Annotated in this window: 13 protein-coding genes and 1 pseudogene; 6 read left to right on the top strand and 8 right to left on the bottom strand. The window is 57.2% G+C overall.

The window, feature by feature from the left end:
• Positions 1-9: 9 nt before the first annotated feature.
• Positions 10-1,062, bottom strand: a complete 1,053-nt coding sequence (locus ACT3T6_RS16620) for a GlxA family transcriptional regulator (RefSeq protein ID WP_193053393.1) — start codon at positions 1,060-1,062, stop codon at positions 10-12.
• A 232-nt stretch (positions 1,063-1,294) separates the two neighbouring features.
• Here ACT3T6_RS16620 and ACT3T6_RS16615 point away from each other — a divergent pair.
• Positions 1,295-1,429, top strand: a pseudogene (locus tag ACT3T6_RS16615) (TRAP transporter large permease subunit); the annotation flags it as partial.
• A gap of 174 nt (positions 1,430-1,603) precedes the next feature.
• On the opposite strand, the gene ACT3T6_RS16610 reads toward ACT3T6_RS16615, so the two are convergent.
• Entirely contained in the window at positions 1,604-2,671 is a 1,068-nt protein-coding gene (locus ACT3T6_RS16610) for a substrate-binding domain-containing protein (protein ID WP_193053404.1), read from the bottom strand.
• Positions 2,672-2,827: 156 nt separating this feature from the next.
• Here ACT3T6_RS16610 and ACT3T6_RS16605 point away from each other — a divergent pair, with 156 nt between their 5' ends.
• Genes ACT3T6_RS16605 through ACT3T6_RS16585 form a run of 5 tightly spaced genes read left to right on the top strand, consistent with a single transcriptional unit; the run spans position 2,828 to position 8,867 of the window.
• On the top strand, positions 2,828-3,322 hold the full coding sequence (locus ACT3T6_RS16605) for a formate dehydrogenase subunit gamma (RefSeq protein WP_087110744.1): 495 nt from the start codon (positions 2,828-2,830) through the stop codon (positions 3,320-3,322).
• Positions 3,319-4,875, top strand: a complete 1,557-nt coding sequence (locus ACT3T6_RS16600; RefSeq protein WP_172116964.1) for a formate dehydrogenase beta subunit — start codon at positions 3,319-3,321, stop codon at positions 4,873-4,875. Before ACT3T6_RS16605 ends, ACT3T6_RS16600 begins: the two co-directional genes overlap by 4 nt.
• The gene (gene fdhF, locus ACT3T6_RS16595; RefSeq protein WP_193053392.1) at positions 4,872-7,754 is read left to right on the top strand and encodes a formate dehydrogenase subunit alpha; all 2,883 of its coding nucleotides are present in this window, start codon (positions 4,872-4,874) and stop codon (positions 7,752-7,754) included. The genes ACT3T6_RS16600 and fdhF overlap by 4 nt, the downstream gene beginning before the upstream one ends.
• On the top strand, positions 7,751-8,590 hold the full coding sequence (fdhD, locus tag ACT3T6_RS16590; protein WP_087110738.1) for a formate dehydrogenase accessory sulfurtransferase FdhD: 840 nt from the start codon (positions 7,751-7,753) through the stop codon (positions 8,588-8,590). Before fdhF ends, fdhD begins: the two co-directional genes overlap by 4 nt.
• Positions 8,591-8,618: 28 nt before the next feature.
• Positions 8,619-8,867 carry a formate dehydrogenase subunit delta gene (locus ACT3T6_RS16585; RefSeq protein ID WP_087110736.1) on the top strand — a complete coding sequence of 83 codons (249 nt, stop codon included), beginning with the start codon at positions 8,619-8,621 and terminating at the stop codon, positions 8,865-8,867.
• 416 nt (positions 8,868-9,283) lie between these two features.
• Here ACT3T6_RS16585 and ureG read toward each other — a convergent pair whose 3' ends face one another.
• The 6 genes from ureG to ureA form a co-directional block, all read right to left on the bottom strand.
• Positions 9,284-9,916, bottom strand: coding sequence for an urease accessory protein UreG (gene ureG, locus ACT3T6_RS16580; protein ID WP_087110734.1), 633 nt, complete (start codon positions 9,914-9,916; stop codon positions 9,284-9,286).
• A 12-nt stretch (positions 9,917-9,928) separates the two neighbouring features.
• Positions 9,929-10,639 (bottom strand): urease accessory protein UreF, encoded by a 711-nt coding sequence (locus ACT3T6_RS16575; RefSeq protein WP_087110732.1) that lies wholly within the window; start codon positions 10,637-10,639, stop codon positions 9,929-9,931.
• Positions 10,629-11,159 (bottom strand): urease accessory protein UreE, encoded by a 531-nt coding sequence (ureE, locus tag ACT3T6_RS16570; RefSeq protein ID WP_193053391.1) that lies wholly within the window; start codon positions 11,157-11,159, stop codon positions 10,629-10,631. The genes ACT3T6_RS16575 and ureE overlap by 11 nt, the downstream gene beginning before the upstream one ends.
• A 401-nt stretch (positions 11,160-11,560) precedes the next feature.
• On the bottom strand, positions 11,561-13,276 hold the full coding sequence (gene ureC / locus ACT3T6_RS16565) for an urease subunit alpha (protein WP_192527747.1): 1,716 nt from the start codon (positions 13,274-13,276) through the stop codon (positions 11,561-11,563).
• Entirely contained in the window at positions 13,273-13,593 is a 321-nt protein-coding gene (locus ACT3T6_RS16560) for an urease subunit beta (RefSeq protein ID WP_087110727.1), read from the bottom strand. The genes ureC and ACT3T6_RS16560 overlap by 4 nt, the downstream gene beginning before the upstream one ends.
• Before the next feature lie 80 nt (positions 13,594-13,673).
• A partial coding sequence (gene ureA / locus ACT3T6_RS16555) for an urease subunit gamma (protein ID WP_444625962.1) occupies positions 13,674-13,885 on the bottom strand: 212 nt, incomplete at its 5' end.

Genomic DNA, 13,885 nt, shown 5'->3' with positions numbered 1-13,885 from the left:
GGCACAAGATCACAGGAAATGGCCGCCCTTTTGAAACGACTTTCTAAACTGGCCAGGGGACACGCCAAAAAGTTGATAAAAGCAGTTTCTAAAGTGCGAAATACTCACAAACCCTGTTGCTACGGTCACCTCTGCTATCGGTTTATTTGTTTGCTGCAATAGCTGCCGCGCCCGTGTTAAGCGTAACTCCATGTAATACCTCGAAGGACTAGCGACAATATAGCGACAGAACAATCGCTCTAGCTGGCGCCGTGAAATACCCACCCAATTGGCTATTTCAACAATAGATAACGGCTCTTCAATGTTGTTTTTCATCAACTGAAGGGCTGTTTTAAGCGTTTCTGGTAACGTATGGTTTTGATCCACGTTAATCGTTGAAATGTCTGGCAGCTCTATTTCTTTGTCACAGCTGAGCATTTCCTCAACCGCACTGGCTACCTGGTCACCGCAATCGGCTCTTACAACTTCTAGCATGAGACTTAGGGAGCTGCTCGCGCCCGCGCAGCTTAATCTCTTTCTATCCACAACGTAGCTTCGAGCAGAGATAGTAACGTCTTGAAACTCCTCAGCCATCATGGCGCGTCCGTCAGGATGGTACGCGCACTGATAGCCACTCAACAGACCTGCGTCTGCAAGAAAGTAGGCGCCATTCCATAAACCACCCAATACAACGCCGTGGCTATCTGCCTTTCTTAGCTTATTACGCACAAGCGCTGAGGATTGCGCTTTAACTCTCAAGCCACCACACACTATCAATACATCTACTTTTTCGTTGGAAAGATCAAAATCCGCGAGAGATGCATCCGCGTTAATTTCAATCCCCAAGTCTGATAGCACAGCGGCGCTGCCATGACCGACAACCCTTATGTTGTAAGTGGTCGTTGAGTTCATCAAATTCGTTGTTACCAACGCATCGACAGCACCTGTAAATGCCATCATGGAAAAATTTTCCATCAACAAAAAAACGACTGTTTTCACTTTTGCGGGCACTGCCAGCGTTTGTTCTGGTGGTAAATAGGCCATATTTTTATTTTTCAACAAGCTACAAAACTTATCTTTCATATATTCCCTCAACCTGACCACGACGACGGTGCAAAAGGGGGCATTTTCAAGATACCAACATAACCTGAAAGGTAATCAATTGGCATCGCATCACTGCTGGCCAGGATTAATGTGCAAGGAATTGTTAGCCATCCTATGGTCGCCCATCGCCGTTCATGAATATAAAACCGTGCATGAAGCGTCAATAAGGGCGCTTTAAACATGCTTCTATCATGTTTTCCGCGATTGGCAGCTGATGATTGTTATCATTTATATCGTACTGGGTTGCTTCTTTGATGGCATATCGCTACTGCTAATGACGCTGCCTATTACGTTTCCCATGATCACAAGCCTGGGGTTTGATCCCATCTGGTTTGGCATCATTTTATGGATTACCAGTTACTAAACGTTCCTCCATCCAACGCTCTAGGGTGAGCAAACGGCCCGCTCTTGCGTTGAGGGCGGGCCGTTGAGCTTATTATGCAGGGACTATAGGTTTGGGTTATTGATCGCTGGATAAGCGAAGTTCTGCTTTTCTGTCTCCTGGTGTTTAACAGAGCACTCATTTTTTTGCCGTGAGTACATCCTCGGGCCGCATCACCTCACCACACTGGCTTGGGCTATAACCCGGCAGGCGCTTGACCGCTTCCTGAAAGGGCTCACCCTGCAATGCCTTCAGAAAGGCACATAGCCGTGGTTCTTCTAACGAACGGTGATGGCAGGCCAAAAGATAGTCTTCGATAGCCAGCGGTAAAAAATCAAGCCCAAACTTTTGAGCGGCAGCCTCGACACCAAAGCCGCAATCAGCCATGCCAGCGGCGACGTAAGCAGCTACCGCAGAGTGGGTAAACTCCTCTATTTCAAACCCACGAATCTTTTTGCTGGAAACCGCCGCCTCTTTTAACAGGCAGTCCAACAACGAGCGCGTGCCTGACGAAGCCTGGCGGTTGACGAACCGCACGGACTTATCAGCCAGCGATGCGACCCCCGTGATACCAAGCGGATTACCCGGCGCCACCATCAGCCCCTGAGTTCTGGCGATAAAGCCAATCACTCGGTGCTGGCGCGGCTTTAAAAGCGCCTGGTAAGTATCGCGTACGCGCTCACCGACCTTGCCACGCGGCAGATGAAAACCCGCCACATCGCAACTGCCCCGGTGAAGAGCCGTCAACGACTCTTGCAGGCTGCAGTACTGTAAGTCCAAGGGTGTTTCGTGCAGGTATTTGGGAAGTAGCTCGACAGCAAAACCATGGCTGGCGTGCAGCCGCAACACCGATAGCGCCCCTTGCTGCTGCTGTTGAATCGCCAGGTTCAGTTCAGACCCCAGGCTTTCCAGCTGCGGCCCCAGGCGGGCAATCGCACGCTGCTCGGCCCACAACAACTTTTCACCTAGCAGTGAAAGCCGTGCGCCGCGCCCACGCTGCATCTCTACCAGCGGTACCCCAAAGAACTCCCCCCCCTGGCGCAAAAGGTTCCAAGCATGGCGATACGAGATGCCGACATCGCTTGCGGCGAGCGTGAGTTTTCCCCGCCGATAAACCGCTTCAAGCAAGCGAAGTAGGTGTATATCAAGCTGATTACCCTCCTCATCGCGAAAGCACCAAGAGGGGATAACGCTGATTTTTTGCATGGCTTTTTTCATAGGCATAATCTTTCATATTTTGTACTTATAGCGTTGATGCTAGCGTTGCACTGACCGTGGTGCACGCTCTTTTTAACACATCGCTTAAAATAGGCAGAGCTGTGCATGTTTACTAAATAATAAATCAGCACCAGGAGAGACATGATGAATGAGTCTCGAGAATGGTCGTCGCAGTCGATTCAGGCCGAGATCAATGCGCTACGCCACAAACCAGGCGCGTTGCTGCCGATTCTTCATGCCCTCCAGGACCGCTTCGGCTTTATTCCTCCGGATGCCGTGCCTCTCATCGCCGAGTCATTACAGCTGACCAGCGCTGAAGTACACGGGGTCATTAGCTTTTATCACCACTTTCGGACCGCACCGCCGGGTCGCCACGTGGTGCAGATCTGTCGCGCCGAGGCATGCCAGGCCGTCGGCGCGCGCCAGCTTGAGGCTCATGCCAAAGCGCGCCTGGGCATTGATTACCACCAGACCACCAGCGACCGCGATATCACCCTTGAGGCCGTTTACTGTCTGGGCAACTGCGCCTGTGGCCCCTCCGTTCGCGTGGATAATGGCGTGCGCGGTCGGGTAACGCCTGAAGCTTTCGATGCATTATTGGATGAGCTGCAAACCAGGCCGCTGGAGGTGATCGCATGAGCATTCGTGTTTTCGTACCCCGAGATACCACCGCGCTGGCGCTGGGCGCCGATGCCATCGCCAACCGGCTGGCACGAGAAGCCGCTGCCCGTGGTGAATCCATTACGCTGGTGCGCAATGGCTCACGCGGGCTTGCCTGGCTTGAGCCACTGGTTGAGGTGGAAACACCCACCGGCCGCTTTGCCTATGGCCCGGTGGCACTTGCCGATATCCCCGCGCTGCTGGACAGCGGCATGCTGCAGGGCAGCATCACCCATTCATTGGCCCTGGGGCCAACCGAAGAGATCGATTACCTCGCTCGCCAGCAGCGCCTGACGTTCGCCCGTATTGGTATTACCGACCCACTCTCGATTGAAGATTACCGGGCGCATAGTGGGTTTCGCGGTCTGGAGGCAGCGCTGCAAAGCGCGCCACAGGACATTGTTGAGGAAGTAAAAGCCTCTGGGCTGCGCGGGCGCGGTGGGGCGGCGTTTCCTACTGGCATCAAGTGGCAGACGGTGCTGGACACACCGGCCGATCAAAAGTATATCGTCTGCAACGCTGATGAAGGCGACTCCGGCACCTTCGCCGACCGGTTGGTGATGGAGTGCGACCCCTACCTGCTGATTGAGGGCATGACGATTGCCGGGCTTGCGGTAGGCGCAACCCAAGGCTATATCTACCTGCGCTCAGAATACCCGCTGGCCAAGGAGATTCTTGACGAGGCCATCGCCCATGCCGAACAGGCCGGTTATCTGGGTGAGAACCTGTGTGGCAGTGGCCGCGTTTTTCATTTGGAAGTGCGCTTGGGCGCTGGGGCATACATTTGCGGTGAAGAAACCTCGCTGCTCGAAAGCCTGGAAGGCAAACGCGGCCTAGTACGCTTCAAGCCGCCGCTGCCCGCTATTGAAGGACTATTCGGCCTTCCTACCGTGGTTAACAACGTGCTTTCGTTGGCAGCAGTGCCGTTTATTCTTGCCGAAGGCGCCGAGGCCTACGCCACCCACGGCATGGGCCGCTCGCGGGGCACTCTGGCGCTTCAACTGGCGGGCAACGTCAAACGTGGCGGGCTAGTAGAGCTTGCCTTCGGCACCACGCTGCGCACCCTGATGGAGGAGTTCGGTGGCGGCACGTTAAGCGACAAACCGCTGCGTGCCGTACAGGTGGGAGGCCCGCTGGGCGCCTACCTGCCGGAATCCCAGTGGGACTTACCGCTGGACTACGAAGCCTTTGCCGCCGAGAGCGCGGTGCTCGGCCACGGCGGTGTGGTGATGTTTGATGAGAGCGTGGATATGGCCGAACAGGCGCGCTTCTCGATGGAATTCTGCAAGGTGGAGTCCTGCGGCAAGTGTACGCCATGCCGTATCGGCTCAACCCGTGGCGTGGAAGTGATTGATCGTATCCGCGCCGACCAAAACCGCGAGGCCAACCTCGCCCTGCTCCATGACCTCTGCGAAACGATGGAGGATGGTTCGCTCTGTGCCATGGGGGGCATGACCCCCTTCCCGGTGCAAAGCGCCCTGAACCACTTCCCTGACGATTTCCAGCGGGCCGCGAACGGAGACAGATCATGATCGGACACTTTGACCCCAAACAGTACACCAGAAGCGCCGCCCACGATAAAGACCTGGGCACGCCTTTCCCAACCGGTACGGCGCTGGTGAACCTGGAAATTGATGGTATTACCATCACGGTACCGGAAGGCACTTCGGTACTGCGCGCAGCGGCGCTGGCCGACATCAATATTCCCAAATTGTGTGCCACCGACAGCCTGGAGCCGTTCGGCTCGTGCCGGTTATGCGCCGTACAGGTAGAGGGCCGCCGTGGGCTGCCAGCCTCCTGCACCACCCCCGTGGTGGAAGGCATGCAGGTGACCACCCAGAACGAGCGACTCGCCAAACTGCGCCGCAACGTGATGGAGTTGTACATCTCTGATCACCCGCTGGACTGTTTGACCTGCCCGGCCAATGGCGACTGCGAGCTACAAGACATGGCGGGCAGCGTTGGTCTTCGCGAAGTACGCTATGGGTTTGACGGTGAGAACCATCTTCAGGCCACCAAAGATACCTCCAACCCCTACTTCAGCTTCGACCCCAGCAAGTGCATCGTCTGCTCCCGCTGCGTGCGCGCCTGCGAGGAAGTGCAGGGCACCTTCGCCTTGACCATCGACGGTCGCGGGTTTGATTCCAAGGTAGCCGCCGGGCAAGACGAAGCGTTTATGGATTCAGACTGCGTTTCGTGTGGCGCCTGTGTACAGGCCTGCCCGACCGCCACGCTGATGGAAAACAGCGTCATTGATCACGGCGTGCCGGACCGCAGCGTAGTCACGACCTGCGCCTATTGTGGCGTGGGCTGCTCGTTTGAAGCGCAAATGAAAGGTGACAAGCTGGTGCGCATGGTGCCCTACAAGGGCGGCGACGCTAACCACGGCCACTCGTGTGTGAAGGGGCGCTTTGCGTTCGGCTACTCCTCTCACCCCGACCGCCTGACCACGCCGATGATCCGCGACAGCATCGACCAGCCCTGGCGCGAGGCCAGCTGGGAAGAAGCCATTGGCTTTGCCGCTAATCGCCTAAAAGCGATTCAGGCCGAGCATGGCCGCGAGAGCATTGGCGGTATCACCTCATCGCGCTGCACCAACGAAGAGACCTACCTGGTGCAGAAACTGATTCGCGCAGCGTTTGGCAACAACAACACCGATACCTGCGCACGCGTCTGCCACTCGCCCACCGGCTACGGCTTGAAAACCACGCTAGGCGAATCCGCCGGTACGCAGACCTTTGATTCGGTGATGAAAGCCGACGCGATTATCGTGATTGGCGCCAACCCCACCGACGCCCACCCGGTATTTGGCTCGCTGATGCGCAAGCGCCTGCGTCAGGGCGCGAAGCTAATCGTCGCTGACCCACGCTCTATCGATCTGCTCAAAACGCCTCACCTGAGCGACGCCCAGCATTTGCCGCTGCGCCCTGGTACCAACGTCGCGCTGATCAACGCACTTGGGCATGTGGTGGTCACTGAAGGTCTTGAAGACAAGGCGTTCGTGGCTAGCCGCTGCGACACCGAAGCGTACCAAAGCTGGCGTGCGTTTATCGCCGACCCGCGCCACTCTCCGGAAGCCAGCGAAGCGATTACCAGCGTGCCCGCCGAGGCTGTACGCCAGGCAGCGCGCACCTACGCCACCGCTGGCAACGGCGCTATTTACTACGGTTTGGGCGTCACCGAGCACAGCCAAGGCTCTACCATGGTGATGGGGATTGCCAACCTGGCCTTGGCCACCGGCAATATTGGCCGCGAAGGCGTGGGCGTGAACCCACTGCGCGGCCAGAATAACGTGCAAGGCTCCTGCGATATGGGCTCCTTCCCGCATGAGTTGCCGGGCTACCAGCACGTGGCCGACCCGATTGCCCGTGGCCGCTTTGAAAGCGTCTGGGGCGTCAAGCTCGACGATGAACCGGGGCTGCGCATTCCCAACATGTTTGATGCCGCCATCGAAGGAACTTTCAAGGCGCTTTACGTGCAGGGCGAAGATATCGCCCAGTCTGACCCCAACACGCAGCACGTTGAGGCTGCGCTGCGTTCGCTGGACTGCCTGATTGTTCAGGATATCTTCTTGAACGAGACGGCCAAATTCGCCCATGTACTTCTACCGGGTTCCAGCTTTTTGGAGAAGAACGGCACCTTCACCAACGCCGAACGGCGCATTAACCGGGTGCGCAAGGTCATGCCGCCGCTGGCTGGTAAGCAGGATTGGGAAATCACCCAGGACCTGGCCAACGCGCTGGGCTACCCGATGCGCTACACGCACCCGTCTGAAATCATGGACGAGATCGCCCTGCTAACGCCGAGCTTTACCGGGGTGAGCTACGAAAAGCTGGAAGCCTATGGCAGCCTACAGTGGCCGTGTAATGCCGAGCATCCTGAGGGGATGCCGACCATGCACGAAATCAACTTCCCCATTGGCCTCGGGCGCTTTGCGATTACCGAATACGTGCCCACCGAGGAGCGCGCCACCCGCCGCTTCCCACTGCTGCTCACCACCGGGCGGATTCTTAGCCAATACAACGTGGGTGCCCAAACCCGTCGCACCGACAACCAACACTGGCACGATGAGGACATATTAGAGTTGCACCCAAGCGACGCCGAGCTACGTGGCGTGCGCGACGGCGACTGGCTCGGCATTACCAGCCGATCAGGCCATACGGTGCTCCGTGCGCGGCTGAGCGAGCGAATGCAGCCGGGGGTGGTCTACACTACGTTCCATCATCCCGGTAGTGGCGCCAACGTGATTACTACCGATAATTCGGACTGGGCCACCAACTGCCCCGAATACAAGGTTACCGCCGTGCAAGTAGAAAAAGTCAGCCAGCCCTCCGCTTGGCAGCAGCGTTTCTCCTCCTTTGACAAGGCCCAGCGTGGCCACTTGGCCAAGGCGCAGCAGGAGGCGTCATGAGTGCAGTGCGTGAACGCGACGCACCCGCGCAACCGGCTGACGCCTTGGCGCGCCAGTCGGTTGAAGTCCACAGTAGCGCGGCCAATTGGCGCGCTACTGTGCAGGAGGACGCGCTAGCGCTAGAAGTGCCGGTAGCGATGGTCTACAACGGCATTTCCCATGCGGTCATGATGGCAAGTCCTTCGCATCTTGAAGATCTGGCCCTGGGGTTCAGTCTTTCTGAAGGCATCCTGGCCCACTCTCACGAGTGCTACGACCTTGAGCTTCATGAAGAGGCTCAAGGCCTGGCGGTTCACCTAAGCATTGCCAGCCAGCGGCTGGCCGAGCTTAAACAACGCCGCCGTAGCACAACCGGGCGTACCGGCTGTGGGCTGTGCGGTACAGAAGCCCTGGAGCAGGCCATTCGGCCCATCCCTACGGTGAGTGCACCACACCTTGACGACACAGCCATTCAGCATGCGCTTTGTACGCTAGATGACCATCAGCCTCTAAAGGAAGCAACAGGCGCCGTGCATGGCGCGGCCTGGTGTGATCTGCAGGGGCGTATACAAAGAGTGCGTGAAGACGTGGGTCGTCACAACGCACTGGATAAACTGATCGGTTCGCTGGCACGCGATGACGTACCACTCCAGGAGGGCTTTGTACTAGTTTCCAGCCGAGCCAGCTATGAAATGGTACACAAGTGCGCAAGCGTGGGGATCGGCGCGCTGGTTGCCGTCTCGGCAGCTACCGCCCTGGCCGTTGAACAGGCGCAGGCAGCAGGTCTTCTGTTAGCCGGTTTTGCACGCCCAGGCCGTCATGTAATTTATCACCGCCCTGTCACTGCCAAGGGCTGAGCCCTTTACCGCGTTGAGGAGAGACCCTATGTCAAACAACAACGATGCCAATTTGGTCCGTATGACTAACCAGATCGCCACCAACCTGGGCAGCGGTCGTGATGAAGAGGCAGCAGCAGCGGCTATCTGCCGTCACCTGGAAACCTTTTGGGCACGCTCAATGAAGCAGCGCCTTGTTGCCAGCCTGGCACTTGAGAGCGTGGAGTTTTCCCCCTTGGCACGCCGCGCTGCAACACTGCTGGCTACCCGGCTATCAGAACAGCAAGTCTCTCGTTAGCACATCACAATAAAAGCTCAATAACATTAGCTTTTAGTCTTGCCACAGCGACTTACACGAGAAGCTCAATGGTTTTAGCAAAAGTTAATAAAAATCATTATTTCCGTTAAAAATCGGACATTTCGAGTCTACTAGTTGCTATTTTAGAATATAAACCTGTTTCCATAACCCAAGTTAAGGTGTTTACCGAGCATAAGGTGCACTGTGTGGATGTGGTGGCCAAGGATGGCCCGTTTTTGGCAAAGATGCCGACCTACAGTTTAGCTGCCATGACCTTGTACCGCCTGGTCATGGCAGCTTTTTATTGCACTGCATTTTACTTTTTAACGTCACGTTACTTTGGCAGCCATGTCTCAATAGCGGCTGTCCCGCAGCGGATTTTCAACAGCGAACGTTCAAAGACAGCGTTTCAACCACTACGCCAGCGCTGCCTGAGGGCGCCGCTCATCCAGCATTCCTTTATCAAGAATAAAGCGAACAATCTCTTCAAGCCCTACGCCATCGTAAAGGTTGGTAAATACAAAGGGCCGCTCGCCGCGCATTTTCTTTGAATCACGCTCCATTACCTCTAACGACGCGTGCACCTGCTCGGCGATATCGATCTTGTTGATAATTAGTAGATCCGACTTGGTAATCCCCGGCCCACCCTTACGCGGAATTTTGTCTCCCGCCGAGACATCAATCACATAAAGCGTGAGGTCAGAAAGCTCGGGACTAAACGTCGCAGAAAGGTTATCTCCCCCAGACTCTACCAATACCAGCTCAAGCTTAGGATGGCGCGCCTGTAATTCATCGATAGCCGCCAGGTTCATCGAGGCGTCTTCACGAATCGCCGTATGCGGACACCCCCCGGTTTCGACGCCCAGAATGCGATCAGCGGCCAAGGCGTCATGCTTAAGCAGAAAGTCAGCGTCTTCGCGGGTATAAATATCGTTCGTCACCACCGCGATATCGTAATAGTCGCGCAGCGCCAGACAGAGCTGCTTGAGTAGCGCCGTTTTACCCGAACCAACGGGGCCGCCCACACCAATACGTAAACAGTGAGTCATGGTAAGTATCTCCTAACTTCTAAATAGGCGTGAATATTGAGTTTCGTGTAGGGCACTGGCTAGCGCCAGCCCCGGCAATATGGGGCCAAGGTCGTGATCGTCGAGCGTTAATGCTTCATCTACCGCGCTAACCAGCGGCGATCGCAGCTGTTCGATAATCCGCTGAGCGGCCGTATGCCCAAGAGGTAGCGCTTTACAGGCCACCGCCAGCTGGTTTTCAAGCCATGCCCAGGCAAACCCGATCAGCGCCTGACGAATGCTTACGCCTCGCGCATGGGCGGTAAACGCAAACAGCGTGACATAGCCCGGCTGAACCGGTAACAAGGACGGTAGTAAGCCCTCACTGGGTAGCAGGCCAAGGCTACCCAACAGCCGCTTGAGAGAGGCTCCCAAGCGACTGTCTTCAGCGGCAAGCTCGGCGGTTTCCCGCGTGGCACTCAGCCAACCATCCCACTGGGCAATCGCCGCGCTGTCGTGCTGCGTAAACGCCGTATATAAGCGGACAATTACCGGTAGTTCACAGCGGGTCAGGCCATCTTCCAGCACGCCGGAAAGCCACTCGGCCAACGTCTGCTCATCGTGAACCCAGCCAAGTTCAAAGGCACTTTCCAGCCCTTGAGAAAACGCAAAGGCCCCGATGGGCAGTGCCGGGCTGACTAGCTGCATCAGCCCGAGCAGGGCTAGATCAGGCTGGCTGCCCAACGCTGCGGATTCAGTGGGCATGGTGATGGCTGTGGTCGTGGTCGTGGTCGTGGTCGTGGTCGTGAGCATGCGAGTGCCTGTGTGAATGACCATGTCCACCCACCTGGTTATAGGCGCCCGGCTCTGGATCAAACGTGGCCGCGTGACGTTCAAGCGTTGCGCCCAGCAGTTCAGCCAGCTCCTCCAGCACGTGATCGGGCGGAAAGCGTACCCAGCCGCCGCGCTCGTCTTCGCCCAGCGCCAACTGCACATGACGGTTGCCCAAGTGGTAGGCCAACCGCGCCAGGGGTAAGCCAGCACTTACTCGTGCGGTCACTACCGGTTCAATGGCGGCGCATACGCGAATGACCTCGCCGCTTTCCGCTTTTAACCCTTCACCACTGCGCAGTACGGGGCCACGGTCTAAAAATAGCCCCAGCGCCTGGCCATTGTCGCTTTCGGCTTTTAGGCGCCCACGGATGCGCAGTTCAAAGGGAAGTGTGAGCGTATCGCTGGCTGCGCTTTCATCCACCGGGCCTAAACGTTCTATCAGTTTCAGCATCATTAACCTCTTAATCGCCCAATACATTGAACCTTTCCAATCAGCCTACGCCCTGCAGGAGCAGCTCCAGCTAGCGATGCAGTGCGCAGCGCTGCCGGGTTGGTGGCTAACACCATGTACCGCGCCATGCCAACCAAGGGCGGCTGCGCCGCCATCGCCGAGTGAACTCAGCTCCTACCGGTTAAAGTGCATGCATCCCCTGTAGGAGTAGCTTCAGCTAGCGATGCAGTGCGCAGCGCTGCCAAGGCTGGTGGCTAACACCATGCACCGCGCCCCGTCACCCAAGGGCGGCTGCGCCGCCATCGCCGAGTGGAACTCAGCTCCTACCGGTTAAAGTGCATGCCCCCCTGTAGGAGTAGCTTCAGCTAGCGATGCAGTGCGCAGCGCTGCCGGGGTTGCATCTAGAACAAATGATAACGCTGAGCCAACGGCAGCTCTGTGGCGGGCTCGCAGGTTAACAGCTCGCCATCGCAGCGCACTTCATAAGTCTGCGGATCCACGGTCAGCTCGGGGCAGGCATCGTTGAGCTTCATATCCTTCTTACGCACCCCGCGTACGTTCTTGCACGCGGCAAGCGTGCTCTGAAGCCCCAAGCGCTCCTTGAGGCCTGCATCAATCGCCGCCTGGCTGACAAAATTGAGCCGGGTCTGGCTGGCCGCGCGGCCAAAAGCGCCGAACATGCGTCGATAATGAACCGGCTGGGGCGTGGGGATTGAAGCGTTAGGGTCGCCCATGGGTGCTGCCGCGATCATGCCGCCTTTTAAAATCAGCGACGGCTTAACGCCGAAGAAAGCCGGTTTCCAGAGCACCAGATCGGCAAGCTTGCCTACCTCAATAGAGCCCACCTCGTGAGCGATACCGTGGGTGATCGCCGGGTTGATGGTGTACTTGGCGATATAGCGCTTGGCACGCAGATTATCGGCACCAAGCGCTTCATCTTCAGGCAGCAAGCCACGCTGTACTTTCATTTTGTGCGCGGTTTGCCATGTGCGGCAGACCACCTCGCCTACCCGCCCCATGGCTTGAGAGTCGGAGGCGATCATTGAGATCACGCCCAAATCGTGCAGGATATCTTCGGCAGCAATGGTTTCACGGCGAATGCGTGAGTCGGCAAACGCCACGTCTTCGGGAATGTTGGGGTCCAGGTGGTGGCAAACCATGAGCATATCCAGATGCTCATCAATGGTGTTCACCGTGTAGGGCCGCGTGGGGTTAGTCGATGACGGCAGTACGTACTCTTTGGAACACGCAGTGAGGATATCCGGCGCGTGTCCGCCGCCCGCGCCTTCAGTGTGGTAGGTGTGAATGCCACGCTCTTTAAACGCCGCCAAAGTATCTTCCACAAAGCCCGATTCGTTAAGCGTATCGGTGTGAATGGCGATCTGCACGTCATAGCGCTCGGCCACGCTCAGGCAGGTATCAATTGATGCGGGCGTTGTGCCCCAGTCTTCGTGAAGCTTGAGGCCCATGGCGCCCGCTTCCAGCTGGGCCTCCAAGGCTTCCGGCAGGCTGGCATTACCTTTACCCAGCAGGCCGATATTCATGGGCAGGTCATCCACCGCCTGAAGCATTTTGCCAATGTGCCACGCGCCCGGCGTACAGGTGGTGGCATTCGACCCGGTGGCCGGGCCGGTGCCGCCGCCCAGCATGGTAGTGACACCGCTCATCAGCGCTTCGTCTACCTGCTGGGGGCAGATAAAGTGGATATGCGCGTCGATGCCGCCCGCGGTCAGGATCTTGCCTTCGCCCGAGATAATTTCCGTACCGGGGCCAATCACGATATCCACATCGGGCTGCACGTCTGGGTTGCCCGCTTTGCCAATCGCAGCAATACGTCCGTTCTGTAGCCCCACATCGGCTTTGACGATGCCCCACCAATCGAGAATCAGCGCGTTAGTGATGACGGTGTCCATGACGGTTTCATCGTTACGTTGGCTCTGACCCATGCCATCGCGGATCACCTTGCCGCCGCCGAATTTGACCTCGTCGCCATAGTGGGTGGCGTCTTTTTCGACCTCAATCCACAGCTCGGTATCGCCCAGGCGCACCCGGTCGCCTACCGTGGGGCCGTACATATCGGCGTAGGCCTGCCGACTAATCTTGTTACCCGGTTTCATTGTTTATCTCCGTCCAGCGGTCCCATCACCTCGCCACGAAAGCCGTAGATCTCTCGCTTACCCACAAACGGAATCAGCGTGACTTCACGGGTCTGGCCAGGTTCAAAGCGGATTGCTGTGCCTGCGGCCACATCGAGGCGAAAACCGCGGGTCTTGTCGCGATCAAACACCAGCGCGGGATTGGCCTCAGCAAAGTGGTAGTGGGAGCCGAGCTGAATCGGCCGGTCACCGGTGTTCGCCACGTCCACCGTGATGCGCTCACGCCCCACGCATAGCTCAATATCATCTTCTTTTAACTGATACTCACCGGGAATCATCTACTTACTCCTTGTTTTGTTGTGAGGAGTAAGATGTGAGGAGTAATACCGCTTACCCCTAACCATTCACTCCTCACCCCTCACACAATAGGCGTGTGAACCGTCACGAGCTTGGTACCATCCGGAAAAGTGGCTTCGACCTGGACTTCGTCGACCATCTCGGCCACGCCTTCCATCACGTCATCACGGCTCAGAATCTCGCGCCCGTAGCTCATCAAATCCGCCACACTGCGACCGTCCCGAGCACCTTCGATAATCTCGAAACTGATCAGCGCGACCGCTTCGGGATAGT

Source organism: Halomonas sp. 72, from assembly GCF_052379785.1.
Lineage (GTDB): Bacteria > Pseudomonadota > Gammaproteobacteria > Pseudomonadales > Halomonadaceae > Vreelandella > Vreelandella citrativorans.
Note: the sequence above shows the minus strand (reverse complement) of the source record. Positions and strands in the feature narration are given on the sequence as shown.

What these genes read in the sequence shown, in the direction of transcription:
- ACT3T6_RS16620 (WP_193053393.1), bottom strand. Translation starts at nt 1,062, where the DNA reads ATGAAAGATAAGTTTTGTAGCTTGTTGAAAAATAAAAATATGGCCTAT.
- ACT3T6_RS16610 (WP_193053404.1), bottom strand. Translation starts at nt 2,671, where the DNA reads ATGCAAAAAATCAGCGTTATCCCCTCTTGGTGCTTTCGCGATGAGGAG.
- ACT3T6_RS16605 (WP_087110744.1), top strand. Translation starts at nt 2,828, where the DNA reads ATGAATGAGTCTCGAGAATGGTCGTCGCAGTCGATTCAGGCCGAGATC.
- ACT3T6_RS16600 (WP_172116964.1), top strand. Translation starts at nt 3,319, where the DNA reads ATGAGCATTCGTGTTTTCGTACCCCGAGATACCACCGCGCTGGCGCTG.
- fdhF (WP_193053392.1), top strand. Translation starts at nt 4,872, where the DNA reads ATGATCGGACACTTTGACCCCAAACAGTACACCAGAAGCGCCGCCCAC.
- fdhD (WP_087110738.1), top strand. Translation starts at nt 7,751, where the DNA reads ATGAGTGCAGTGCGTGAACGCGACGCACCCGCGCAACCGGCTGACGCC.
- ACT3T6_RS16585 (WP_087110736.1), top strand. Translation starts at nt 8,619, where the DNA reads ATGTCAAACAACAACGATGCCAATTTGGTCCGTATGACTAACCAGATC.
- ureG (WP_087110734.1), bottom strand. Translation starts at nt 9,916, where the DNA reads ATGACTCACTGTTTACGTATTGGTGTGGGCGGCCCCGTTGGTTCGGGT.
- ACT3T6_RS16575 (WP_087110732.1), bottom strand. Translation starts at nt 10,639, where the DNA reads ATGCCCACTGAATCCGCAGCGTTGGGCAGCCAGCCTGATCTAGCCCTG.
- ureE (WP_193053391.1), bottom strand. Translation starts at nt 11,159, where the DNA reads ATGCTGAAACTGATAGAACGTTTAGGCCCGGTGGATGAAAGCGCAGCC.
- ureC (WP_192527747.1), bottom strand. Translation starts at nt 13,276, where the DNA reads ATGAAACCGGGTAACAAGATTAGTCGGCAGGCCTACGCCGATATGTAC.
- ACT3T6_RS16560 (WP_087110727.1), bottom strand. Translation starts at nt 13,593, where the DNA reads ATGATTCCCGGTGAGTATCAGTTAAAAGAAGATGATATTGAGCTATGC.